The organism is Marinobacter nitratireducens, assembly GCF_000708045.1.
Lineage (GTDB): Bacteria > Pseudomonadota > Gammaproteobacteria > Pseudomonadales > Oleiphilaceae > Marinobacter > Marinobacter nitratireducens.
The window spans coordinates 346,849-373,457 of record NZ_ANIE01000009.1; the positions used below are offsets into that span (position 1 = coordinate 346,849).

The window sequence follows — 26,609 nt, forward strand, 5'->3', positions numbered from 1 at the left end:
GGTTATCCCTTCCGCTTGAACATATTCAGCATGCGATCAGTCACCAGAAATCCGGCAACGATGTTGATGCTCGCGAGGGTTACGGCAATAAAGCCGAGCACGCCGGCGACCGTCGGTGACAGGTCTGAGCTGCCAGCGCTGATGATGGCGCCCACGATGACAATGCCGGAGATGGCGTTGGTGCCACTCATCAGCGGGGTGTGCAAGGTGGGCGGGACCTTATTGATCAGCTCGACACCAATAAACAGGGCGAGAATAAAAATGGTGAAGCTAAGGGCAAACATCTCCATCACGCGGTTTCCTCGGCATTCGATTGTGAATTTTCTGTGTCGGCTTCAGCGGCGGCTTCCTTCCCATGAAGGACGTTGCCTTCGTGTACAACCCGGGTTGCTGCAACGATGTCATCGGAGGCGTCCGGCGACAGCACGCCATCCGCGCTCATGTTGAGAAGGAAGGCAGTAATGTTGCGAGTCAAAAGCTGAGAGGCGTGAACGGGAACCCTGGCCGGGTGGTTCGCGTGGCCAACGATGGTGACGCCGTCCTGATCAACCTTCTCGTTCAGGACCGTGCCCTCAACGTTGCCGCCTTTATCGGCTGCCAGATCGACAATCACTGAACCGCTCTTCATGCGGTGAATCATCTCCTTGTCGATCAGCTGTGGCGCTGGCTTGCCTGGAACAGCCGCCGTTGTAATCACGAGGTCTGCCCGTGCTACGCAATCGGCAAGCTGCTTTCTTTGTGCTGCATAGAACTCGGCGTCTTGTGCTTTGGCGTAACCGTTATCGCCAGAGGTGTCAGCCTTGGGAACCTCGATCTCAATGAAATCGGCACCGAGGCTGTTCACCTGTTCCTTGACCTCAGGGCGGAGATCATAAGCTTCGACGACAGCACCCAAACGACGTGCGGTAGCAATGGCCATCAGTCCCGCAACGCCAGCACCAATGACCAGTACGCGGGCTGGGTGGATGGTGCCGGCTGCAGTCATCAGCATCGGGAAGTACCGGGGCAGAGCCATAGCACCGCTCAAGACCGCCCGGTATCCGGAAATGCCGGCCATGGCGCTCAGCACGTCCATTGCCTGAGCGCGGGTTGTTCTTGGCACCAGATCCAGTGCGAATGTCTCGACGGATTGGCTTGCCAGCTGTTGCATCAGTGGCTCGTTGGACCACGGATCCATAAGGCAGATCAGAGTGGCCTCGGGGCGGATGAGGTCAGCTTCGCCGGGCTCGGGCGCGCGCACCTTGAGAACAATCTCGGACTGGCGATAGAGTGCCTCCGCGTCATCGGCAATGATGGCACCGCTGTGGCGGTACTCTTCGTCTGAGAAATGCGCGGCCAGGCCGGCACCACTCTCGACGACGACTTCAAAGCCGGATTCAATCAGTTGCGTCACGCCTGAGGGGATGATCGCGACCCGGTTCTCGCCGGGGGCTTTCTCCCGCGGAATTCCAATCATCATGCGTAAATGCTCCGTTCAGAGGGGGATTGTGAGGACGTCGGTGCCAACCCCAATGTTTCAGAGGTATAGCGCCGGACGCCTTCAAGAAGCTGAGAGTCGTTTCGTAGAGACTGACCGTAACTTGGGATCAACGCTTGAATTTTCTGGCGTCCTTCGCCATCAAGCAGGTCCGGTAGACACCGCTCGATCACGTCGAGCATGGCTGACACGCAGGTAGAGGCGCCTGGCGAGGCTCCCAGTAACGCAGCCATGGAACGATCGGCTGTGGCAAGCACCTCGGTGCCGAATTCCAGTTTGCCCCGGTTTCGGTGATCCGGTTTTATGATCTGAACCCTTTGGCCTGCGCGGTGGATATGCCATTGCTCCGGATCCGCGTCCGGAAGAAAGCCCTGAAGTTGCCGGATTCGGGCGCTTTTCGAACTCAGGGCTTCTTTGATCAGGTATTGGGTCAATGGCCAGTTGGCGGTAGCGACATCCGCCAGGTTGCGGAGGTTGTGGGCCCGCACGGATTTCATCAGGTCAGACGGACTGCCTGATTTCAAAAACTTGGTCGTGAATCCGGCAAACGGGCCAAACAGCAGGGCCGGTTTACCGTCAATGAATCGAGTGTCCAGGTGCGGGACCGACATAGGCGGTGCACCGACGGGAGCCTGGCTATAGACCTTGGCGAAGTGATTGCTTGCGAGGGTTTGATCCTTACAGGCCAACCAGAGCCCGGACACCGGGAAGCCACCATAGCCCCGAGCTTCGGGGATGCGGGCTTTCTGAAGAAGATGGAGTGCAGCACCGCCGGCGCCCACGAAGACAAATTTCGCCGACAGCGACGATTTCTCGCCCGTTACCACATTCTTGAGGGAAACTATCCATCCTTTTGACGTGCGCTTGATATCGACGACACGGGTACTGAGGCGTACGTCTGCGTTGTCGCGAAGGGAAAGTGAGTTGCCCAGGGAGCGGGTCAGCGTACCAAAGTTTACATCACTGCCATGACCGACCCTCGTCGCGGCTGTCGGTGCGATGGAGGAGCGACCTCCCATGATCAATGGCAGCCAGTCCGACACTTGCGATGGCTGGTCAGAAAACGCCATCTCCTGAAACAGAGGGTGACGTTCCAGAGCCGCGTGCCTTTTCTTCAGGAACTGGCAGGCTTCCTTACCCTGAACCCAACTGAGATGGGGCACATTCCGTATGAACGAATCTGCCTGGGGTAGAGCGCCTTTTTCGACCAGTGAACTCCAGAACTGCAGGGAGATCTCGAACTGCTCGTTGATTTGCAGAGCCCGATCCACGGCGATGGCGCCATCCGCACTCTGTGGCGTGTAGTTGAGTTCACAGTAGCCGGCGTGACCTGTGCCGGCGTTGTTCCATGCGTCCGAGCTTTCCTCGCCGAGCCTTTCCGATTGCTCAATTAACGTCACTGATCGCGAGTTGTCCAGATGTGCGACCAAGGTGGCGAGGGTGGTGCTCATGATCCCGCCGCCAATCAAAAGAATGTCGGTATGCTGACCGTTCATTGTCGGACCTTCTCAATGGTGCCTGAATGAGGGGGGCATACCTTAGTCTAATATCTGATCGATAAAAACTGATTTTTGCAGACTAATTGATCGATATTGTCGATCTTGGAGGTTTTGGGGAAGAAAAGGGCCTGCATCCAATCGTGGACGCAGATTTACCCTTGATGGGAAATGTAAAATAATGTCTAATGCGGTTGCGAATCATTATCGTTTAATAAAAGTTGCCGCCAATGCTTACGATTAACCGCACACGTCAATTGATCACGGATGGCTTTCCCGCCTTTGGACTGCTGAACGCAGTGCCCACGCCATGGATGGTCGAGATGATCGGCCATGCTGGCTATGACTTCGTCATCCTGGACACGGAACACATGTCCACCAATCCGGAGTCCCTGGAACACATGATCCGCGCAGCCGAGTGCGCCTCCATCACACCCCTGGTGCGCGTGCCGGGGGTTGATCGTGCTGCTATAACCCGGGCTCTGGACAGTGGTGCCCAGGGGATAGTCGTACCCCGTATCCGTAACGCCGAAGAAGCATACAACGTTGTCCAGATGGCGCGTTACGCGCCAGCAGGGCAACGTGGTATCACCGGAGGACGGACGACCGGTTTCGGAACCCTTCCGCTGAAAGAGTACCTCAGCCAGGCAAACCGGGAAGTCCTCATCGTGCTCATGATTGAGGATCAGGACGGCCTCGATAACCGGGAAGCCATTCTGGGCGTTCAAGGCGTGGACTGGGTACTTCCGGGCGCAGTCGATCTGTCGCAATCCCTGGGTTGTCCCGGTGATCCGTTCCATCCGTCGGTTAATGCCGCCATCAGGGCTCTGGCAACGAGTTGCCGTGGGCGAGCGGTGGAGTTCTGCGCCTTGCCCCGAAGCCCTGAGCAACTTACGGAATGGCGGGCATGGGGTGCGAGAGCCTTTCTCCTGGGCGAAGATCGCAGCCTGCTTTTCAAACACCTCAAGTCCCACCTCGGGGCCTGCCGCGCCGGGGAGCCGGAGCCCCGCCATCGTTCTTTGACCACCGTTCTTCCTCAAGCCTGACGAGAGTCTTTCTATGCGCGACACCGTATTGTTTCTTGCCCACGTACCCACCCAAGCTCTTAACCTGGGCTTCCTGCCGGCGGCCGAGGCCATGGGGCTGGACGTCATCCTGCTAACCGACCAGGTGGCGACTCACCACCGCTATTTCAGCCAACCGGAGCTGCCCGCCTATCCGGCACAGATTCTCCAGTGTGATGTATTCAACCCCCTATCAGTACTCGATCTTCTCTCGGATATCCCGACGCCGGTGGGCGTGTTTTCCAACAGCGACCATTTGCAGACGGTGACGGCCCTGACCGCAGCCTTCCTGGGCTTACCCGGCAAAGACTGGCGCACCTGTTACCGGGCCAAGAACAAAGCGGCCATGCGCCGACATCTGCAGAACCTCGATGTCAACGCATGCTGGTTCCGAACCGTGCATGACGAGGCATCGCTGACCAAAGTGATAGACGAGGTTCCATTCCCCTGCATTGCCAAGCCTCGGGAGGGTGTTGCCAGCCTCAACGTCAGGCGCCTGGAAAACACCACGCAACTGCGGTCGTTCTGCGAGCAGTTCTGGCAAGAGCAGCCCGGGCAGCCCTTGCTGCTGGAGGAGTTTCTGCAAGGTCCTGTCCACACCCTCGAAACCATAGGGGATGGGAGCGGGTTGAACGCGCTGGGCGGGTTTGCCGTGTCGCTTTCCGAACCCCCACATTTTGTTGAGCTTGAGGCGGCCTGGGTGCCCAGCTGCGCCGGTAGCCCTCACCTGGGAGACATGCTTGAGCAGGTCCGGCATTTCGGAGTGGGCCTCGGCGCCTGTCATTCCGAATTTGTGATAACCGAAAAAGGGCCACGACTGATCGAGATCAACTATCGAACCGTGGGCGATGGCCGGGAGTTTCTGCTTGACCGCATGATGAAGCAAGGATTGTTTCGTGCCATCCTCGAGGCCCACCTCGGCCGCCCGCTGGCGCTGTCTCCGCCCACGCAGTCAGCCCGAATACGTTATCTCAATGCTCCAACCAGTGGCCGGGTCCGCCGTTCAGCGCCCAAGCGCAGGGCGCCATGCGGTGATGGCATCGCGGAGTTCGAGCCGCTGAAGGAAGTGGGCGATGACATCCGGCTGACTCATTCAAACAAAGACTACCTGGGCGTGTTGCGACTGTTCTCGAGTGACGCCGCCAACGTCAGGGATACCCTGGCCGAATGGGCCACAGATCTCGAAGCGGAATGGGAGATCAGCTGATGAAAAAAGACTCCATGCAAACGTCAACACAGACCGGGCACTATCTGACCCAGAGGTTGATCAATGCCCTGATCCGGGAGGACGTGGCAGGCTGCCAAAGCGGTTCCCGGGCGGTCAGTTCGGACCGGGTGCCAGGCTGCCCGGAACAACCGGCCACATGGTTACGGTGGGAACTGGCGCGCGGCACTCTGTGGTTGCCTGTACGTGAGGCGGTCTTCATGCAGACCTGGCAGTGGAGTGGCGACCCACTGCTCTGGCAACCAGCGGACCAACCCGGAAACCTGTCGGCGATGGTTCATTACGGGGAGATTCTGCGATGTCTGGCTTCGAACGAACAGGACAACCGGGAACACGGTCTGGATGTCTACATTGATGAGTGTCGAACCGCCGAGGCTCACCACGACCTTTGCCATGTGGAACAATCCCGGTGGTTCAACGAGATCCGCCGTCAGGGTCAAAGCTGGAAGGACCTCACCCGGCCGTCCGAGCGGCTGCTCCACTTTGAGCGTCTGGCGGCCTTCCTCGATCACCCGTTTTACCCCAGCGCCCGTGCCAAAAGCGGCTTTGATGAAACGGCGCTGGTGGCGTATGCCCCTGAATTTGCCCCTCGCTTTCGTTTGCGCTGGCTAGCGGTCCCGACATCGGAGGTCACCGCCCTGGGGCGGCTCCCTGCCTGCTGGCCCGCTTTCAGCGATGTCGGGCTGGACAACCGGCTTGCCGCCGACCACCACCTGTTACCCGTACATCCGCACCTGTGGGATACCGCTCTGGGCGATTATCTGGCGGATGCCGGCATTGGCAACGCGGCCCTTCGTGCGCCAGAACCTGCGCTTTGGGTTCAGCCAACGTTATCCGTGCGGACCCTCCAGCTTGAGGCAGACCCTCAGGTTCATGTGAAGCTGCCTTTGACCATTCGCACCCTGGGCAATCGGAACATTCGAACCGTCAAACCGAGCACGCTTTATGATGGCCACACGGTTCAGCAAATTCTGGAGCAGATAGCCAGCAAGGATCCGGTCCTTGAAGGGGCTTTTACGGTTACCGACGAATCCACAGGCCTGCATGTTGGCGACAAACCCTGGCTTGGCTGCATTGTGCGCCGGTATCCGGGCGTTTCCGGGCAACGGCAGATTGTTCCCGTGGCCTCGTTGTTAGCCGACAGCCCGGACGGTCGCTGCGTGATCCAGTTGATGGCGGACGAGTTCAGTGGTGGCAACCTGGCCGAGTGGGTGCGCCAGTACGTCGCCTTGACGCTGAGGGTGCACCTGCGACTCTGGCTGCTCTACGGTGTTGCTCTGGAGTCCAATCAGCAGAACTCCATGGTGCTGCTGACGCCGGGACGGCCCATGCAACTGCTGTTCAAGGATAACGACGCGCCCAGGTTGTGGCCGGACAGGCTATGCGGCCAGGTCCCGTCCGTCACGTCAAACGTGGCGCAATTGCGGGATCAACGCATCCTGGTCAACGATGAAACACCCCTGGCGCAGATGTTCACCACTATTACGCTGCAGCTCAACCTGGCCGTCATCCTCGAGGGCCTGGCCGAACGTCAGCTCGGATCCAGAAGCTTCTGGTATGAGTTGCTTCGCGAGGAGGTGACCCACGGACTTGAGCAGCTCGACCGCAAGGGCGTCAACACCAGACCGGCGCGTGAGGTGCTGCTGGAGGATAGCCAGCTATACACCAAATACCTGCTCCGGGCCGGAAGCCTGGAAAGCAAGTCCCGCACGGGCGCCACGGACATCAATAAGTTCTACGGAAAACTGGCCCCGAACTTTCTCAGGAACGGATTATGAGCCAATCTGTTCTGCCAGTGATCCTGCTCAGCCATTTTATCGCAGCCCTGGTGGCACTGGGGATGCCGCCGTTTTTTGGGCTGATTCTGACGGACACATTTGCGGTTGAGCACACCCTTTGGGTGGGGTGGTTCTATGTCATCCCGACGGTTTGCACTGCGGTGGCGGCACCGTTCTGGGGGAGAATGGCGGATCGCTTTGGCCGCCGCTGGTCGCTCCTGCGGGCCCAAGTGGGGCTCTCGGTGGCGTTCATCGTGGCCGGCTTGGCTCCCGATGTCATCACCTTTGCGGTGGCTTTGATGGCCCAGGGCTTTCTGGGTGGAACCTTTGCCGCATCGAGTGCGTACCTTTCCACCGTTGCTCGCGGTCAAAACCTGGCTGAGTCACTGAACTGGATGCAGGGCTCGGCCAGATCAGCGATGATATTGGCCCCCATTCTTCTCGGCTTTTTCATTACCCGGGTCCCGGCCCAGCATCTGTATCTCTACATGGCCATTCTGCCTCTTATATCGGCGCTGCTGGTATGGAAGCTTGCCCCGCGAGATCCTGTTTTGGGTAGGCCTGATGACCAGAAACATGCCCGTGAAAAGGCTTCGGCATCCGCCGGCTGGTTGCGACTGAGGCTGCTTTACTTCGGTTTCAACTTCGCGCTGGTGGCCAGCTTTCCCTACTTCATTCCCTGGACCCAGGCACGAACCGGCATGACCGCCGCCATGGCCGGAGTTCTCTACAGCCTCCCCCATGCCCTCTACCTGTTGATTCTGGTCAGCCCGCTGCGACGAAGCCAGTGTTTCGGTAAACCGTGGGGCCTGCCCGTCGGCCTCGCACTGTTCGCCCTGTCCTATGTTATTCAGGCGACGGCAGGGACAACGTCCACCGTTCTCGCCGGTCGATGGATCATGGGGCTGGGCATGACGACCTGCCTTTTTGCCCTCAATGCGGAAACCGCAAGCCTCACACGGATGGAAAACGCGGGCCAAAGCTTTGGCGTCCTCGACAGCGCTGGTAAATGGGCCGGTGTCGCGGCCGGGGTTCTCGCCGGTGTTGCCACGGGCATGAGCAGCCAGACGGCGCCATTCTGGCTCGGCGCCGGTGTGACGCTTCTCACCATCACGCTGAGCGTTTACCGGCCCAACCGCTCCCACCACTGACCATCAAGAACACTTGAATAAGGAGTAAAGCCATGGTGATGACAGCCTCGCACCAGTATTTCAGGGATCAGCACGGCGACTATCAGGCCGACCAAGCCAGTATGGAGGCCCTGCTGAACTGCTATTGTCGGGACCTGGCCCACCCCTCCGGAGAGCTGGCGGTGCATCGCGGTGACGGTGGCCGGTCCTGGCCACAGGGACTTCGGGTCCGCCTGGCTCTGGAATCGGTGAGCGCGCTGCAGATCACCTTCCCGGAATCCGAAGATCTCCTGCTGGTTCTGGTGGCGGGAAACTCGCAGACCTGCAACTACCGCTACCTGTCGGCGCCGTATCACAAATCCGCCCTCCGGGGATGGCGAGTCCTGGGGCTTGAGCAACTGGGCCGGATCCTGCTCCATCAAATGGCTCGGCGCTTCGATGAACCCTTCAACGGCGAGCTCTACCGACAGATTCTTCTCAGCCGCAACGTCATGCGCAGCATCCTTGCTTACAGTCGTGTTCCCGCCGATTGGGGGCAGGGGCTGGAGGCATTCCGCTGGTCTGAACAATCCCTGAGTTTCGGACACCGCTTCCACCCGGCACCAAAGTCCAGGGAAGGGTTCGATCCGGAAGACATCCTTCAGTATTCACCGGAAATGGGCGCGGGGTTCGCGCTTTCGTACTTCGCGGTTCATCCGGACGATCTACGCACCCGGGGTGACATTGCCTCGCCGGTATCCGGTTCCGGCCCGGATATCGGGCTGGATGTGCCCGATGGCTGGGTCGCAGTTCCTGTGCATCCCTGGCAGGCACGCTACCTTATGCGCCTGCCCGTCATCCGCGGTGCTATCCGTTCCGGACGCATCCTGCCCTTGGGCCAGGCCGGTCAACGCTTCTACCCGACGGCATCAGTTCGCACGCTGTACCAGCCCGGCAACCCCTACTTCCTCAAGTTTTCGACCCATGTCCGACTGACCAACTGCATCCGGAAAAACGCGGTCTACGAATTGGAAAGTGCTGTGGCCCTCTCCGCCGCACTCAAGACCCACCTTGCCCCATCATTGACCCGTTGGCGCGGGTTCAGGCTGCTATATGAGCCTGGCTACCAGACGGTTGATTTTGCCGATCACCCAGAGCCTGACCGCCGTACCGTAGCAGAGGGATTTGGTGTCATTATTCGGGACAGTATTGAACCTTACCTGGAACCTGGCGTTACACCGGTGCTGGCCGCAGCGCTCTTCAGCGAAGACCGTTTCGGTCGCAGCCCGGTCATCGAAGCTGCCGATAGCCTGGGCGCTGCCGGACGGCTCAACGTGTTGGAGGCCAGACTGGCGTGGTTCGAGCAGTACCTCGCCTTGCTAATCCCACCGATCTTCGAGTCGCTGTTCCGCCATGGCGTAGTCTTTGAACCCCACCTCCAGAACGTTGTTGTGGGCATGCGGGAGGGGCATCCCGTCCAGGTGTTTGTTCGTGACCTGGAGGGAACCAAGCTCGTGCCCGGGCGATGGTCGGGAGAACTGCCCGATAGCCTCGATGAACAAACACTGGCATCGGTTCATTACAGTCAGGACAAAGCCTGGAAGCGAATCGCCTACTGCCTGTTGGTCAATCACCTGTTCCAGGCCGTGGCCTGCCTCAGTGGGGGAGAAGAACGCATCGAACGTCGGTTATGGCAGGCGCTCGCGGGCGTCGTGCGCAATTGGCTGAAAGACACCGATGACCCCTGGGCCACGGATGTACTCGGCAGGCTTCTGGCGGGCGATCCGATTCCCAACAAAAGCAACCTGATGACCCGCCTGTTCAAGCGCCCGGACCGTGAGTCACAGTACACCCGGGCACCCAACCCGCTCACCCCGACGATGTTTTGCGCCGTGGAGACCAAGGAGGAGCTGTGCCATGCCTGACGTACCTGTTTCCGTTCAGCAAGCCATTCACACACTCAAACGCCGGGAAAGCGACCCCTTGTGCGCCTATGTGTATGATCTGCCCGGACTCCGTGACCGGATACGGGGCATTGTCGAGTGCTTGCCGGCCGGTTGTGAGATGTTCTATGCCGCCAAAGCGAATCCTGCATTGCCGGTGCTCGGCGCCTTGGCCCCCTTTGTGCGAGGCTTTGAAGTGGCATCTGGCGGCGAGTTGAACTGGGTTCGCCGACATTTTCCCGAAACGCCTGTCATCTTCGGTGGTCCCGGCAAGCTGGTCTCCGACCTCGAAGCTGCGATCGATCAGAACGTTGAACGGATCCACGTTGAAAGCCTGCTCGAATTACGGCACCTGTGTGACATCGCCGACCGTAAACAGATTCACCAGGACATCCTGCTACGCATCAATCTGGAGCTGCCCGACACACCCTCCACACGGCTTACCATGGGCGGCGTACCCACGCCGTTTGGTATGGAGGAGGCCTGTATTCCAGACGCACTGGCATTGCTGGCGAGGCAGAACCGGGTCAGGCTGCGCGGATTTCACTTTCACCTGATGTCACACCAGCTCGACGAGAAATGTCATATTGCCTTGATAAGACACTACCTGGAGTCGGTGCGCGCCTGGGAAACGACGTACAGCCTGGATCTTGCCGAGATAAATGTCGGTGGCGGTATCGGGATTAATTACATACAGCCTGATCGTCAATTTGACTGGCCCGGATTTTGTGCCGGTCTGGACGAGCTGCTTCAAACTCACTCGGATCGGGCCTGGAACATACGGTTCGAATGTGGCCGTTTCATAACCGCACCCTGTGGTTTCTATGTTAGCGAAGTCCTGGATGTCAAACGCTGTGGCGAGGAATGGTTTGCGGTGTGCCGGGGCGGGACACACCACTTCCGGACCCCTGCGGCGCAAGCACATAACCATCCATTTGAGGTACTGCCTGCCGCCGGGACCACCACCGAATCACCCGGCGTCGAAGGCAACCCTGTCACCCTGGTTGGCCAGCTCTGCACGCCCAAGGATGTGTTTGCCCGCCGGGTTCACGTCGACTCGCTCGGGGTTGGCGATCAGGTGGTCTTTCACTACGCCGGGGCCTACGCCTGGAATATCTCCCATCAGGCCTTTCTGATGCATCCTCACCCAAACGAGGTTTTCATCGAGTAACCGGACCGCGGGTTGTCCGATGAAATATCTTGCGTCAATTGTAATACGAATTATTATCAGTACAATGCGCGATAAAAATTAACGCGTGCTGGAGAACACAATGTCGAAGTCTGAAGTTTCAACGCCACTTAAGCGCCATCCTTTGTCCGCAGCCATTGCCATGCTCCCGGTCTCACTGCTGGCCATGGGCACTGCACCCGGCGCCCAGGCACAGGAGCAGGCTGAGGCTGCAGCCCTGCTTCCGGGCCTGAACGTTACCGCAGACTGGCTGGGGCCACCGACGGAAGCGTCCGAAAGAACCTACACGGGGGCCCGCACGGTGGTGGAGGAAGAGGAGCTTCAGGATGCCGGCGCTCTGAACCTGGAGGACGCCCTTCGCCCGGTACCCGGTGTTACAGTGCTTGATGAAACCGGCACGGGCGTTCTGCCCAATATCGGCGTGCGTGGTCTGAACCCTTTGCGCAGTGAGCGGCTTCAGATTCTGGTGGACGGTTACCCCATCGCCATCGGCCCCTACAGCAACGTGGGTGTTTCACTCTTCCCGGTTACTCTTCCAAGCCTGCAAGCGGTGGATATTGTTCGGGGCGGTGCCTCGGTTCATTACGGCCCCAACAACGTGGGTGGCGTGGTGAACTTCGTTACCAAGCCGATTCCAGCGGAAACCTCACAGACCCTTCGTGAGCGGGTAACCATTGCTGAAGAAACCGGCAACGTTTTTACCGACACCTATTACCGGGTCGGAGGCCAGGCTACAGACAAGCTCGACCTGCAGTTCCAGGCCAACGTCCAGCGCGGTGACGGCTTTCGCGATCACTCCGATACCAAAGTGGACAACCTGATCCTGGATGCCCGTTACTACCTGAACGACCAGCATGAACTGGCCTCACAGCTGCAGTACTACCGCGTCGATGCCGAGCTTCCCGGCGCCTTGACGCCTGAAGCCTACGAGCAGGATCGCACCCAGAGTCAGCGCCCGTACGATGGCTACGAGGCAGACATGAGCCGTGCCACCTTCACCTGGACGTATACGCCAGCCGATAACGTGGAATTCCAGTGGCGCAATTTCGTGCACGACGCCGACCGCACCTTTTTCTTCGGTCAGAACCTCAGCGGCAATGGCCATTGGGCGGACCCGGGGCTGGATTCAACTCACATCGCGGATTCACCGCGCCTGTTCACCGTTTTGGGCACGGAGCCCCGGCTCGCGATTCGCCATGGCCGCCATGACATTACCCTGGGCGCGCGATTCGTCAGCGAGGATGTGGAGTTCGATGTCAATCGACTGGAGCTCTCCTCTGGTAACCGCTCCGTGGCACGTGACTGGCATCTGGACACCCGGGCCATGGCGTTCTACGTCAGCGATACCGTGTCCTTCCTGAATGACCGTCTGAATGTGACGCCAGGACTGCGTTACGAAGACGTCGACATGGATTTCCGTGACAACCTCAGTGGCAACACGGAAGACAACAACGCCGAGGAGCTGCTGCCGGGCCTGACCGTGGGCTACCAGGCGTCTGATGATCTGTTTGTCTTTGCCAATAGCCAGCGTTCCCTGGTGCCGGTCCAGATCGCCCAGACCACCCGTGAAGGCGCGGTCGCAAATGAAACCGCCTGGAACCACGAACTGGGCGCTCGCCTGCAGGTGACCCCGGACCTGTTCTCTTCCGCCACACTGTTCCGCATCGACTACGAGGATCAGATTCAGTTCAACCGCTCAACCAGTCGTTTCGAGAACCTCGGAGAGACCCGCCATCAGGGTATCGAACTGGCGAATCGCTGGAGCCTCAACAATCAGTGGGAACTGGGCCTGGGCTACACGTTCCTGGATACCGAACAGCTTTCCGGTGACAACGAGGGCAACGAACTTCCCAATGCGCCTACCCATAAAGTCAGTGCCGAGGCGGTCTACACCTACCAGGCCTGGGACGCCAGCGTGAACTGGGTGTACGTGAGCGAAAGCTACAGCGATGCCGCCAATACTGAAGAGGAAACCAGCAATGGCAGCGCCGGCGAGTTGCCGGATTACAACCTGGTGACTGCCCGGGTCGGTCGCGATTTCGCGGTGGGGGGTGATCGTGTCCTGAATCTTGGCCTGGCGGTCAACAACTTGCTGGATGAGGATTACTACTTCCGGGGTGTGGACGTCAGCCCGGTCGGTCGCGTACCTCAGCCGGGCCGGAGCTTTATCCTGGAGGCCCAACTGGATTTCTGATGGTCTCCCTACGGAAACGGATTGCAACGGGCCTTCTGGTTGTCCTGCTCTCGGCTGGATCAGGCTGGGCGGACAACCACACCATCCGGCTGACGGATGACCGTGGGGAAACCCTGCGGTTGTCCGCTGCGGCAACCCGGCCGGCGGCGATTTCGACCTTCGGGGCCGATGTTGCGCTGGCACTGGGTACCGTGCCGGTTGCGGTCACCGACTATGGCCTGCAGGGGGTGCCTGAGTACCTGGCGCCGCACTTAAACGGTGTTCGTGGCCTCGGGCCGAGACACCAGCCCAATCTGGAGGTTTTGTCGTCTGTCCAGCCGGATCTTGTCATCGCCATTCGCCGGTATACCGAGAAAGACGGTGACCAGATCGAAACCATTGCCCCGCTCCTGGCCCTGGATCTGATCACTATTCAGGACAGCCTGAGGGCGGTGGATTTGGCGGGACAGGCGCTGGGCAAGCCCGAAAAAGCCGCAGCGCTCAACACTCGCTTTCTGGGCCGTTTTCCATCACTTGCCGAGCGCAACAAGCATCGCTCAACCAAGACCAAGACCGTGGCGCTGCTGACCAGTGGCAGTGAAACGCCCTTCATCTATTACGATCATTTCCTGCCGACGGCGCTGCTGGAGCGTCTGGGCTTCGACAATGTCGGTGGCGAGCCGCCGAATCCCGACAGTGGCATCCCGCTGGGCTACCGAATCAGTCTTGAAGCCCTGTTGGAGCTCAACCCGGATGCCATTCTACTGTTGCCGACGAGTCGTCAACGGGCATTCACGATGAACCCGATATGGCCCTATCTCAAGGCGGTTCGCACCGACCAGGTCTATGAAGTGCCGCAGTATTGGAAAGAGGGTGCCGGACCGATTGCACGATCGCGAATCCTGGACGACATACAGCGTCTGTTGCTGACGCCGGAACCGGAATAACCATGGCTAACGATGCCACTCTTCGCCCGGCGGTCCTCTACGGCGCAACCGTCTCGTTCCTGGCGTTGCTTTTCGTCGCGGGCCTCATGATGGGCTCGCGCTGGATCGCGCCGAGCCAGTTGCTGGCGGCCCTGGACGGCAGTAGCGATCTGCTGACGCGCATCTCTGTGGTGGAACTGCGGCTTCCGCGCAACTTGCTCGGTCTTCTCGGCGGTGCGGCCCTTGGCGTTGCCGGCGCCGTCATGCAGGGTGTTACCCGGAATTCCCTGGCGTCCCCTGGTCTGACCGGTGTGATCGCATCCGCCGCACTGGCAGTGGTGTCGCTTCGAACCCTGAGCTCACCGGGCGCGATGTGGTTACCCTTGATGGCCCTTGGGGGAGGGCTGCTGGGTGGCGCGCTGACCTTTGCCATTGCCGGTCGCCGGCAGCTCCAACCCGAGCGCGTGGTGCTCGCCGGCATAGCGATCACATCGCTGGCCACCGCACTGACCACCGGGCTTTTGCTGGTGTCCGGGGCGGAAGCGTCCGAGCTGTACTACTGGCTGGCCGGCAGCCTGATGGGCCGGGGTTGGTTACAGCTACAGATGGTACTGCCCTGGCTGCTGGCGCCGCTGTTTGCCCTGCTGGTCATGCAGCGGCCGTTCCGATTGTTGCAACTGGATGATGACCTCGCCCAGGCCATGGGGCTGGCCGTCGGCCGGTGGCGCCTGGTTTTTCTGCTGCTGGCCCTGTTGCTGGCAGCGTCGCTGGTCGCTTTCACCGGCCCCATCGTTTTTATCGGCCTGGTGGCACCGCACATTGCCAGGCGGATGATCGGCAACCAGATCCAACACTGGTTGCCCCTGAGCGCTCTTCTTGGCGGGCTGCTCTTGTTGGCCGCCGATATCCTGGCCCGACAGCTGGCCTTTCCCCAGGAGTTACCTGTTGGCATGCTGACCGCCCTGATCGGGGCTCCCTGGCTGATTTATCTTCTCAACTCGCGAACCTCACCCCGGAGCGCTTAACGTGACCCAACCGGCTACGACAACGCCACGGGCAGACCAACGCAGTCTTCGCAAATTCTGCACCAGCCCCATTGCCCGACTGGTTCTGGCCGGCGCGCTCAGCCTGGCCATGGTCCTGGTTGCGGGCGTCCAGCTAGGAGCCATAGACCTGACCTGGGCTCAGGTTTGGGCCGGACTGGCCGGCGAAAGCTCTCAACACGTTCAGCGAGTGGTCTTCGAATTACGGTTGCCTCGTACCCTGACCGGCGTCCTGATTGGCATTCACTTCGCCCTGTCAGGCTGGCTGTTGCAGTTGCTGAGCCGAAACCCCCTGGCAGAAGCCGGCATTCTGGGCATTTCCGCCGGCGCCAGCCTGGTGGCGGTTGCTGCGTTTATCGTCGGGGACTGGCTGGTGTCCAGTGCCAACCCCTATAACAACACGTCGTTTGCCTTGCAGTACCTGCCGCTGTTTGCCATGGCGGGCGGGCTGGTAACTGCGTTGGCGGTATATTTCCTGGGCATGCGACGTGGCCACCTGTCGCCTGTCAAAATGACCCTGACCGGCGCGGTGCTTGCCGGTATGTTGCACGCGCTCACCACCGGCGCGCTGGCCTTCTGGGGCCACGCTCATACCGAACTGGTTGCTCAGTGGCTGGCGGGCTCTCTTTATGGCGCCGAATGGGAGCATCTGCGTACGCTGTTACCCTGGACGTTCATCGGATTGGCCGGTGTCGCGTTGCTCGTGCGACCTCTGGAAGTCATGCAGCTGGACGATGAGCACGTCCGCACTCTGGGGCTGGTCCTGAACCGCTGGCGTGCCTTTGCGCTGCTGATTGCCACGCTACTGGCGGCCAGTGCCGTCGGCGTGGTTGGGCCGGTGGGCTTTATCGGCCTGCTGATCCCACACATCAGCCGTAGACTGGCCGGGGCCAATCTACCGGTCCAGCTGGTGTTGTGTGTACTGTTGGGGGCGGTGCTGGCTGTGCTGGCAGATTTGCTCGGCCGAACGCTGTTTTCTCCCTACGAAGTACCCGTGGGCGTGGTCTCCGCTGTCCTCGGCGTCCCGTTTTTCCTGTATCTGCTATCGCGTCAACCCTGAGGCCGGAATTCTCCATGTTACGAACCGAGCACCTTTCATTGGCCTACGGCGACAAACAGGTTGTCGACAACGTCTCGCTTGCCATTCCCGAGGGTGGAATCACCTGTCTGCTAGGGCCCAATGGGTCTGGTAAGAGCACATTGCTGAAAAGTTTTGCCGGCCTGCTGCCACCCCGGTCGGGCCAGGTGTTCCTGGACAACCGGCCGGTTGCGCAATGGGACCGGCGCCGGCTGGCGCTCAGGCTCGCCATGTTGCCCCAGAAACCGGTTGTGCCGGATGGTATCCGGGTTCGGGACTTGATTGCACTGGGTCGCTTTCCCCACCGGAAATGGTGGCAAAGGAACCTCACTACCGACGACAACGCCACCATCGACGCCATGGCAATGACCGGGGTATCAGACCTTGCGGAACGACCGGTGGAAGCGCTCTCCGGAGGGCAGCAACAGCGGGTCTGGATCGCCATGGCACTGGCCCAGGAGACCGATATCCTGTTGCTGGACGAGCCAACCACGTTTCTGGATTGGGGTTACCAGTTGGAAGTATTGGAGCTCTTGTCCACGTTGAACCGGCAACACGGACTGACCGTGGTCATGTCACTTCATGACCTCAACCAGGCCGCGCAATTTGCGGACCGGATTGCGGTGCTGGCTGACGGCCAACTCGACACCATCGGCAGCCCTGCGGAAGTGATGACTGAATCCCTCGTCAACCGGGTATTTCGGGTGCATACAAGCATCACTGCGGGGTGGGAAGGTCGCCCGTTTTGCAGCGGATTTGCGGAATCGGCACAAAGCCGCTCCAGGCAACGTCCCCGTTGTATCGCTACCTCATAATCCGGAACCCACAGCCGCCACTCGGGTTCTATCCTGTTACTGCGGACACACTATGAACACAATTTGGACACAGCCAAACAAAAAAGGCCTGCGTTTTCACGCAAGCCTTTGAAAATAATGGCCCGCCCGTCAGGATTCGAACCTGAGACCTCTGCCTCCGGAGTGCGCCTTCGAAGGTAGGCAGCAACCGGTCTAAATCGGTGAAAAGTCTCAAAGATCAAATACCTAAAGCAAAAAACACCAGCCTCCAAAACCCCGATATATCAGCATTTTAAGCCAATTAACACCGAAGTGTGGCACACCTCTGTCAGGTAACCGATGTCCGGAAACAGGACATTTGATCGGTGCCCTCCAGGCACTCTAAATGGATATTTGGATCCGATTTTGTCGGGTCGGGGAGTGCAGAATTGTCAGGATTTCAGTGTCCGGAAATCGGACACGCTTTAGGGTCCGGAGAAAACTAGATCGTTGAATTAAATAAACATTAGCATTCCTGCCATCATGTTTCGATCAAATCGTTCGACCACGATTTGATCGTTTTCACCTTAGATCGTGGATTCAACCAATAACCGCAGCACCGCTCATTTATAGTGCCCCGAAATATTTACCCAAGAGCACCTCAGCCGATGCTTGGTAGCCCAGTCGTTTTCAGGGCCGGTTATTCAATTGCTCAACCACGCGGTTGATGTGTTTGATACAGTTGGCCCCTTTCGCTTAACTGGCAAGCCGTTCGTGTTCTGCAGACTTGCTGCCGTTGTCCAGCGTCAGCGTTCTAGAAGCACCTCGGATTGGCTTCAAAAGCCTGATCAACGTGCGCGTTTTCGGGTTGGCCGTAAACCGCTTCAGGCGGCCTGCGAGCAATTAGTCGCTGCGACGCTCCACGAAGTCGCCACGTCCGATTGTTTGTGGCCCTGGAACACCGTGTCGCCCTCCCAGTGGCCGAGCGTGGCACGATGCTCAATCTCTTTTGGGCGACACGCAATTTCGACCCGACTCAGGATTTTACCGAGGCTAGCTTCCTTCGCTCTGCGTTTGCGCCCCCCGCCCCCGGTGATTCCAATGCCGACAGAAGGACCATAGATGACCACCCAGGAGGCGATCACGATGAATAAAGTCATAGACCCACTGGTGACTGACTTGCACCGGAATGTTCATACGCCGCATAAAGCCTGCAATCCGCTCTGGGCTCCAATGTTCTTTCAGCCGCTCAGCCACCCAATCCCTCAGCCACTGCGATCGTTTGTGGCGTTTGAAGGCGGCTCTGCGCCGGATGGTCGGCGAATGTTGAGCCATCTCGGGCTGGTAGCCGTGAATTCTGTTCCGGCGCAACTCGCGGCTGATCTTGCTGTTGTAGCAGCAAAGGATTGCTGCGATCTGCCGTTGGCTTTTGCCGGCCACGCGTAGGGCTGAAATCTGGTATCGTTGTGTCTGGTTAGTTGTCGATACTTCATCACTGCTTCACTTTGGTCGTTAAGCCAGTGAAGGTACCGGCGACGGCCCGCCCGCTTCTACCTGGTTACGCCAAAGTGCGGCAGTTATTATCTGAATTCACGAATAGTGGTGCGGGCTGGTTTGTTTAGTTTGTCGGGCTCTACCGGTTGGAAGTATCGCAACGGCACATAGCCTCTTTAAAACCAGGTGGTGATATGAGTCTGGGGGGGCGTTACGCCGGTAGAAAACCGCGCTAAGTACCAGCAAGTTTCTTTTGATGCAGGGGCTAATAAAGCGGCGTTGGCTATGAGCAATGCAGCGGACATCTCGACGATACCGGTTTAGCTGTTCACCAAATTCTAGAAGAGTTTTCGCGCCGATCCTGTGCTTAAGGCTCTTGGGATGGATTAGAAGAGCACCTCTAACACGTTTTAGGGTGGCGTAGGTATTAAATTGAATTGCATTGGAATATTAATCAATGTCGCATGACAAGAAGAAAATGGAAGTTAAATACTGGGAAGGTGGATTAACGCTTCACGAAGTTCGAGCCATAGAAAAAATCGCTCAAACTTTTTCAGGTGCTAATCAGACACAAGAATCCAAACCGGCAAAACTCGGCTCTTTGAGTGACCTTAAGGTTTTAAAGCCCGGAGGGAATGCTATGTTCCCCTGGAAAGGCTATGCCGGGTTTCGCCTTGCAGGTGCTGGCGGCGAAGGAGAGTTCGATCTTGTCATCGTAACGCACTATAACGTCATCATCGTTGAGTTGAAGCATTGGAATGGCGAGCTTACTGCGTCTGGTGATAATTGGTATCAAAATGGAGAGCTCAGAGAGCGATCAGCTGTCAGCAAAACACAAGACAAGGTACATCTACTCACCTCGAAACTTGCTAAGTGTGGAAGGGCTTTTCCTAGCTTCGAAGGGCACAAGTTTGACCGTCCCAAGGTAGACTTTCTAGTTGTGTTAACAGGTACTGCTGATGCCTCCAAACTACCGCCTAGAGAACAGGAACACGTCCTCACACTCAGTGAATTTCTCCAGCTTGCGAACGAAGGTGCTTACAACAAACGCTTTCGACCACATCCGCAAGCAAATAAAAGCTTAAACCAAGACATACTAGTTTTTGATCAAATATTCTCCGAAGGTGAGACCAAGCCAAAAAGCTTAATTGTGGATGGCTACGAAGCCATTGAAAAAATATTCCCGCCTGAGAGTACCGATTCGATATACACGGAGTTCTTATCTAAAAATAAGAACAATAAAAACGACTTTGCGCTCCTTAGAAGATGGGACTTCTCTGAACTAAATGATATTGGAAGCAAAACAAGAGACGAACGCTATAAGATTGTCAGCCACGAGAAAGAGGTTTTGTCATTCATACGCTCAAACGATGGGGATCTATACAACGCCTGTCTTCGATCTCTGACCAATGTTGATCCAAATAATATTACCGAGGAGTTCTATGAGCTTTTTGAGCTCCCTCATAACTACTCTCGTCTGAACGAATTCGTTTCCTCTTTTGTTGCCAAATACAACGAAGAAGAGCGAGCGACACTTGTCAAAATTATACTGAATAATTTTGCCTCTCTACATGATATAAAAATTGCTCATCGAGATATTGGGGATCACAGTCTATGGCTTTCTCCTGGCATGAAAATGGCCATGTCCAGCTTCATGTCGGCCTACCATAAGCCAGCAGGAACGGTCGGGGAAAGGCGTAAGGCAATTAGCTCAGGGATTATATCAATCCCTGAGGAAAAGAATTCGGAATATAATGGCACCGAATATGATCGTGACATATATTCTCTGGGTATTTTGACTTGGCTGATAATGCAGGGCAAGCGCCTCAATCTCGCATCAATTGATGATGCTATAAAAAATATTCCAGATTCCAGTGAATGGTATGCTTCTGCCATACGAAAAGCTATCAGTCATGATCCGCAGGATCGTTACAGCAATGCCCAAGAATTTTTAATAGCTTTTTCCGATTCGCAGCCAGAGACCGAGGTCATTGAGCTATTTGATAGCTCTATTGTTGAGCAGTACAAAACTGAGGTTAAACTCTATAAAACCTACGTCGAAGATGAGGAAATATCTTCTAACGATGCTAAAGAGGTCTATCGATCAGGTCAGTTACTTGTAAAAATCTGGAACAATGCTCTCGAAAACGATGATTCCAGAAGCATCTTTTCATGCAAAGCTTTTTTTGAGAAGGTAGAAAAAATTCAATGGCTTGGGATCGATTTTATCCCAAGTATTCGAGGCAAGGGCATTACTCATAAGTCCGAGCTTTATCTGATCCAAGATTTTATTGACGCACCTACATGGGATGAATGGGCAACTTGCAATGTTTTAGACGAAACAAAACTCGAAGCCATAAGAGCGTTAATTAGTCACGTTAGCTTCTTACATGAAAGTGAAATTACTCATGGTGATATCCATCCAGGCAATATACTGGTACTGGCCGAAGGTGATGAACTAAACGTCTATATCATTGACTTACCCGACTTTAAGCTTGGGGCAACAGAAGGCAAAAATCATCGATATAGCCCCGAAGCGATCCATAACGCATCGGCGGTTGTTCGCGATAACTATGCGGTTATTCGAATGGCTTGTGAACTCCTTGGGCTCAACTGGGATAAGCTCGATGAAGAAAATTCGCATCCGCAGTTACTTGAAATCATCAAGGCAGAGAAATCTGATAGCTCTGGGTTTATCTCGTTAGAGAGGTTTAGTCAGTCACTCAAAGAGATATATCAATCCTCCTCTGAGTCCATCGAAGAGCTGAACGTCCAACTATCTCGCCAGGACTTCCACGAGGCTATTAGTCTTTTACCTGATAACGGTGAGCTGTTTCTGTTTTATGAACCCTCCACGAAAAACTCAGATTCGGTCAAGGTATTGCTGTCTGGCGTGGACTCATCCTGGACGATTTTCTTTAACCCCATAAACGAAGCCATCGAAGGCGGACTGGTGCCTCGAAAAACCGATGATATTCCACCTTGGGTTCGGGATAAAAGCCAGTTAGCACTCCCCATCAAGATCAACATCGAACCCTCCGACTATCATACGGATACCTCAGCACTTCAGTCTTATCTTTTGGCTCACGAAACATTTCTTATTGACAGTAAAGCGGCTATCAAGGAAAGCACTAATAACAGAGAGGTCGATGAGAAACTTAGCAAAGATATTGATGAGCAGCTCAAAAAGCTGCTTGCTGATGCCGAGTATGATGAAGAATCTACTGCTTCAATAAAGAATGAAAAGATTGCAACAAAGAACATATGGAAGGCCATTTTAGAAACAGAAACTGAAGCGCTTCCAAGCATTGAAGTCGCTGATGAGCCGAAGCCTGATCTTCGAAAGAATGAACTGGTTATTCCCTATGATTCAGACAACGAAGTGCTTGATCGTTTTTCTAAAGAAGACGCTGTTATCGCCATCAAAAAGGTCGATGACAAGGAGTTTGTCGTTGGAAAGGTCAACATTGACCAGTCCACCAGCTCAGAGATGCGAATCCCGCTGAGCTCTGGTAAGAATTACCCTAAGACTGGCGAAGTTTTGTACCTCCGCACGAAACGAGACCGAGCCTCCTACAATCGCCGTAAAAAAGCGATGGAGAGGGTACTCAATAAAAATTCTGTCATACCCGATCTGGCGTCCTATTTTGAACCCTATATAGATAAGCCTTTTACCGATTATAAAAATATTCCCACTGACGAGCAGTTAGATCGCTATGATCAATACGACGAAGAGGGCAACTTAACAGTCAGTCTGAACGAAGCGCAAAGGGATGCTTTCAAAACTCTGTTTAGCAAAGGACCTTTGTCACTTCTACAAGGGCCGCCAGGTACCGGTAAAACGGAGTTTATCTCCGCGTTTGTGCATTACTTACTGACTGAAGGTAATGCGCAGCACATACTGCTTGTTAGTCAATCGCATGAAGCCGTCAATACGGCTGTTGAGCGTATCCGGAAACACTGTACCCGACTGGAATCGCCGATCGATATTGTTCGGTTTAGCAACTCCGAAGCATCAGTTTCCCAGGGGCTTAAAGATGTTTATTCGCGCAATTTGATCGAATCAAGAATACAGTCATTTATCGCAGAGCTTAGGGAGCGGATTCATTTTATTCAGCCGTCACTGAAGTTAGAGCCAGAGTACATTGATGCCGTTCTCAATGCCGAGCTTGGTATCAAGAGGAAAGTCAAAAATGCACTTCGTTTGCAGGCCGATCTTGTTGACTCTTCGGACGAGCAACTGTCCGCCAGCTTGTCGTCCAGCCTGGAAGCGCTTTGTGATCAAATCATATCTGAACTCAACGAATCTTACTCAATTGAGGTCAGGCAGCTTGAGCTTGGGAGTATCGCTGAGAAGGTCGATAAACACCTTAATTCGCTTTATGGTATTGGGCCTCATGAATATAGACGCGTAAGCGCCCTGTTAGAGCTGGTAAATGATTACAGAGATCGGCTTTCCTCAAATCCTGGTAGCTATGAAGAGTTTCTGGCCAGGTCCAGAACTTTGGTGTGTGGTACTTGCGTAGGGATGGGGCTAGGGCATCTAGGTTTAAATCAGATCCAATATGACTGGGTGATTATCGACGAGGCGGCACGTTCTATATCTTCAGAGCTTGCTATTGCAATGCAATCTGCCAATCGTATTTTACTGGTTGGGGATCACAAACAATTGCCGCCTCTATTTCAAGAAGAGCATAAAAACGCCATATTGAGAAAACTGGGTGTTCCAAGAGTGGAGCCATTCCAAAAGGAAGTTTTCAAGAGTGATTTTGAAAAGGCGTTTCTCTCTCCATATGGCAAAGCCGTCGGAAAGAGCCTTCTAACCCAATACCGTATGGCCGAACCGATCAGTCGACTGGTTTCAGATACTTTCTATGAACAACCCTTGATCACCGGTGATCGAGAAATCCCCGATTTTTATAATGACGGCATCGATGTTTTGAAAGCACCTGTGACCTGGTTGGATACGTCAGAATGTAAGTTCGGCTTCGACAGTGAAGATGGTACGAGCCTAGTCAATCTTGAAGAAATCAATCAAATTCTATCCGTTTTAAAAGAAATTGAAGCTAATGCCGACTATGTTGAGAAGCTTGCCTCCTTGGTTTCTTCAGACGAACCCGCTATTGGCATTATCTGTATGTATGGCGCTCAAAAACGACTCTTACGAAGAAAGTTCAACGAATTAGCCTGGAGACCAGAGTTCAGAACCCTGATCAAAATTGATACCGTTGATAGTTATCAAGGAAAAGAGAATCGCATCATCATTGTGTCTATCACCCGCAATGGCAAAGATCGAAAACCTAAGTTTTTGAAAGAACCTAACCGGATCAATGTTGCCATGTCCCGCGCTATGGATCGTTTGTTGATTGTTGGCTCCATGCAAATGTGGAACCGTGAAAACGCCTCCTTGCCACTTGGACAAGTCACCTCGTATATCCAAAATCATCAAAACGATGAGTATCGCATCGTGCCAGCGAAACAGATGGTGAAAAAGGGAAGGAAGCGATAATGGCAAATCACACTTTGATTCCGCTGATGACGATAGATATTGCACTACCTATTCAGGCCTTTCGGTTTGAATACACGCTGGTGGGGAGAAGTGACCTATCCTTCATCCGCGAGTTTATCTTGCGCCTGTTGAAAGTGGGGAATATGTCATCTACCCAGTTGGCGAAGTTTCTTGGTCTCACTGAAAAAGAGATTAGCATAGCTGTGTCACAATTGGTCAGCCTGAACGAAATCTCTTTGGACAACGAAGGCAATATTCAGCTGACATCTGAGGCTCATAATTATTTTGATGGGCCTTCTGACAGTCGCCCGAAAATCACTAAATTGTTCGAAGGCACCAGTACCTTCAAATTTGATCTATTGTCATTTGGTCTAATTCGATCCGATGACAAGATAAGCACTCCTCTCAATGCCATACGTCTTTCTCCAGAAACGGAAAAGCTCAGCAATAGTGTCAGCTATGCTAAATCGGCATTCCTGCGAAACTACATTGATATTTTTGAGGAAGAATCGATAAACTTTGAAGGCGTTAATGATATTCGAAAAGTAGAGCTCTACAAGTTGTCCGATGTCAGAAAAAACAAGGACTATAATGTCAAGTTTTCTATCACATTTTCACTGGATACTGAGCGTAACTCAATCGAACGGCATTCAGATAGCCGTTTTTTCGAAATCGATGAAATTCAAAAGAATTTTAACGAAGTGCTCCTTAATTCATTTAGTGCCTCAAATGTTCAGGATATTATTTCTGCGTTAGATTCGCTAGAGGAAAACGAATTACTAGGTTGTTTTACACCGGATGGCGTTGACCTTACTGCACTAGCCGTATTGGCGATCAAAAGAATTGACCCTTCATCTGGTCGATCATACTTTTTAGGCTCACCTACATATAGCGCTAACTGGAACAAGCTATCAACTATCCTTAACAAGTTCCTCAAAGATAGTAAATCTACTGTCTCGTGTACCTGGTTGGCGCCTTCTGATCGTTTCTGGCTAATGAGCAATCAATCCTTTAGCCGAGTTGCGGAATTAATTAACTCCACCAAAGGTTTTCGAACCCAACTTTATGTACCCGTTGCGGGTAGCAAGGATAAGCATCAGGAATTGTTATGGAAAAAAGCACTCGGCCCTATGAAGGACAAGGCCATAAAGGTTTCTGAAGGTTTTCTGGGTGGATCAGTAGAAGTTATTTCAGTGCCAGGAGTAGTTTCTATGCTCTGCTTTTACTTACAAAATCCAGGTGAGTCAGTATCTATCCCTTTTGGGTTCATCACGACAGATGAATCAGATATAGATCGTATCCATCAAGAATTCGAGTCATACCTGCAACGCTATGACACGCATATGGAAAAAAGAAATTACGGCCCGTTGGTAAGACAGTATAGCCAAGAAGAGAATAGATAACGAGGCTTTCACTTTTCCAATTAATGAATCGGGTGCTCAGTAAGCTATGTTTGCCGTATTCTAAAGGCTATAGTTTATAGGTCTGGTTGCGCTTGAGCTTCACAAATGGGTTGTCGGGGTTCGTTACATCAGCTCGAAGTAATTGAACGTGAACTGAACGAGTTCGCCCTGGGTCGGAAAGCATGGATTCTCTGACATAGGATCTCTTTTAAAGATTGTCCCCACAGGGAGTGTGGGCTGTTGCGAATCACTTTTTACGTTGGCTTATTTGCTTGCTCCGGTTGCCATGCACATGGCCATTCGCAGGATTTGTTCCATTGGTGCCATAGTTTGGGTTCAGCTAATTTGCATGATGATTGGCGTCTTGGGTGGAGCGTTGAGCGGATTTTGACTTTGACATATGGGTCTCCTTTTGGTGATTGCGATTTCGCGGAATCACTGTATCGAGACCCAGGGCTTCGGGATGCAGGAATTTTGGCGACGATGTTTCCCCATCATCCTCTTATAACGCTCTCCAGGAGAAATTCTGCCGCAACATGCGGGCTTCGCCTGACGGAAAAGCTATTGGGGAACTCTTGTTGGGTGGTAGTCGTTCAGGTGGTATCGCAGGGGTGCCTGCGATCACTCCTACGTAATGACTCCATGCTCCAGCCGGCCGATTAACGTTCGGACCTTTTCTATACCTTTCGGTGTGCTCATGAGTCCCTGAGGAGGTCGGTTGCCAAGCCCTCTCTGAGCCGTTCTCATCCATTTCATGGCAGCAAGTTCATCGCCTTCAAATAGGGCTATAGCCTCTTCTATGGCGAGCTCACGCAGTTCTTCTGTAGTTTTTGTTTCGGTCATTGGTCCGGCACTCCGTTAGCTCAGTTTGTCAGAAACACCATCCCAGCATTCCACACTTTTCGATCGATGCAAGGCATCTCCAGGCT

The 26,609-nt window shown here is 54.9% G+C and carries 18 protein-coding genes; 13 read left to right on the plus strand and 5 right to left on the minus strand.

The window, feature by feature from the left end; genetic code table 11:
* Positions 1-2: 2 nt before the first annotated feature.
* Genes D777_RS15620 through mqo form a run of 3 tightly spaced genes read right to left on the minus strand, consistent with a single transcriptional unit; the run spans position 3 to position 2,973 of the window.
* Positions 3-290, minus strand: a complete 288-nt coding sequence (locus tag D777_RS15620) for an NAD(P) transhydrogenase subunit alpha (RefSeq protein WP_036134061.1) — start codon at positions 288-290, stop codon at positions 3-5.
* Positions 290-1,459: a Re/Si-specific NAD(P)(+) transhydrogenase subunit alpha gene (locus tag D777_RS15625; RefSeq protein WP_036134063.1), complete on the minus strand. Its 1,170-nt coding sequence runs from the start codon at positions 1,457-1,459 to the stop codon at positions 290-292. The genes D777_RS15620 and D777_RS15625 overlap by 1 nt, the downstream gene beginning before the upstream one ends.
* Positions 1,456-2,973 carry a malate dehydrogenase (quinone) gene (gene mqo, locus D777_RS15630; protein WP_036134065.1) on the minus strand — a complete coding sequence of 506 codons (1,518 nt, stop codon included), beginning with the start codon at positions 2,971-2,973 and terminating at the stop codon, positions 1,456-1,458. The genes D777_RS15625 and mqo overlap by 4 nt, the downstream gene beginning before the upstream one ends.
* A gap of 230 nt (positions 2,974-3,203) precedes the next feature.
* Here mqo and D777_RS15635 point away from each other — a divergent pair, with 230 nt between their 5' ends.
* The 11 genes from D777_RS15635 (at position 3,204) to D777_RS15685 (ending at position 17,316) form a co-directional block, all read left to right on the plus strand.
* Positions 3,204-4,019, plus strand: coding sequence for an HpcH/HpaI aldolase family protein (locus D777_RS15635; protein WP_051669144.1), 816 nt, complete (start codon positions 3,204-3,206; stop codon positions 4,017-4,019).
* Positions 4,020-4,032: 13 nt separating this feature from the next.
* Positions 4,033-5,244 (plus strand): ATP-grasp domain-containing protein, encoded by a 1,212-nt coding sequence (locus D777_RS15640; RefSeq protein ID WP_036134067.1) that lies wholly within the window; start codon positions 4,033-4,035, stop codon positions 5,242-5,244.
* Positions 5,244-7,040: an IucA/IucC family protein gene (locus D777_RS15645; RefSeq protein WP_051669166.1), complete on the plus strand. Its 1,797-nt coding sequence runs from the start codon at positions 5,244-5,246 to the stop codon at positions 7,038-7,040. Before D777_RS15640 ends, D777_RS15645 begins: the two co-directional genes overlap by 1 nt.
* Positions 7,037-8,191: an MFS transporter gene (locus tag D777_RS15650; protein ID WP_036134069.1), complete on the plus strand. Its 1,155-nt coding sequence runs from the start codon at positions 7,037-7,039 to the stop codon at positions 8,189-8,191. The genes D777_RS15645 and D777_RS15650 overlap by 4 nt, the downstream gene beginning before the upstream one ends.
* A gap of 32 nt (positions 8,192-8,223) precedes the next feature.
* Complete coding sequence (locus D777_RS15655; RefSeq protein ID WP_051669145.1) at positions 8,224-10,074, plus strand: IucA/IucC family protein; 1,851 nt, start codon at positions 8,224-8,226, stop codon at positions 10,072-10,074.
* The gene (locus tag D777_RS15660) at positions 10,067-11,263 is read left to right on the plus strand and encodes a type III PLP-dependent enzyme (RefSeq protein ID WP_036134071.1); all 1,197 of its coding nucleotides are present in this window, start codon (positions 10,067-10,069) and stop codon (positions 11,261-11,263) included. The genes D777_RS15655 and D777_RS15660 overlap by 8 nt, the downstream gene beginning before the upstream one ends.
* A 100-nt stretch (positions 11,264-11,363) precedes the next feature.
* Entirely contained in the window at positions 11,364-13,475 is a 2,112-nt protein-coding gene (locus D777_RS15665; RefSeq protein WP_036134072.1) for a TonB-dependent receptor family protein, read from the plus strand.
* Positions 13,475-14,401 (plus strand): ABC transporter substrate-binding protein, encoded by a 927-nt coding sequence (locus tag D777_RS15670; protein WP_227501800.1) that lies wholly within the window; start codon positions 13,475-13,477, stop codon positions 14,399-14,401. Before D777_RS15665 ends, D777_RS15670 begins: the two co-directional genes overlap by 1 nt.
* A gap of 2 nt (positions 14,402-14,403) precedes the next feature.
* A complete protein-coding gene (locus D777_RS15675; RefSeq protein ID WP_051669146.1) occupies positions 14,404-15,405 on the plus strand; it encodes an iron ABC transporter permease in 1,002 nt (333 codons plus the stop codon).
* 1 nt (position 15,406) lies between these two features.
* Positions 15,407-16,483 carry a FecCD family ABC transporter permease gene (locus D777_RS15680; RefSeq protein ID WP_036134074.1) on the plus strand — a complete coding sequence of 359 codons (1,077 nt, stop codon included), beginning with the start codon at positions 15,407-15,409 and terminating at the stop codon, positions 16,481-16,483.
* A gap of 14 nt (positions 16,484-16,497) precedes the next feature.
* A complete protein-coding gene (locus D777_RS15685; RefSeq protein WP_051669147.1) occupies positions 16,498-17,316 on the plus strand; it encodes an ABC transporter ATP-binding protein in 819 nt (272 codons plus the stop codon).
* A gap of 1,011 nt (positions 17,317-18,327) precedes the next feature.
* Here D777_RS15685 and D777_RS18340 read toward each other — a convergent pair.
* Complete coding sequence (locus D777_RS18340) at positions 18,328-18,714, minus strand: hypothetical protein (protein WP_160171441.1); 387 nt, start codon at positions 18,712-18,714, stop codon at positions 18,328-18,330.
* Positions 18,715-19,225: 511 nt separating this feature from the next.
* Here D777_RS18340 and D777_RS15695 point away from each other — a divergent pair.
* The gene (locus D777_RS15695; protein WP_051669148.1) at positions 19,226-24,277 is read left to right on the plus strand and encodes an AAA domain-containing protein; all 5,052 of its coding nucleotides are present in this window, start codon (positions 19,226-19,228) and stop codon (positions 24,275-24,277) included.
* The gene (locus D777_RS15700) at positions 24,277-25,680 is read left to right on the plus strand and encodes a hypothetical protein (RefSeq protein WP_036134077.1); all 1,404 of its coding nucleotides are present in this window, start codon (positions 24,277-24,279) and stop codon (positions 25,678-25,680) included. The genes D777_RS15695 and D777_RS15700 overlap by 1 nt, the downstream gene beginning before the upstream one ends.
* A 627-nt stretch (positions 25,681-26,307) precedes the next feature.
* Here the strand turns inward: D777_RS15700 and D777_RS15705 are convergent.
* Positions 26,308-26,523, minus strand: coding sequence for an MbcA/ParS/Xre antitoxin family protein (locus D777_RS15705; protein ID WP_036134079.1), 216 nt, complete (start codon positions 26,521-26,523; stop codon positions 26,308-26,310).
* Between the last annotated feature and the right edge of the window lie 86 nt (positions 26,524-26,609).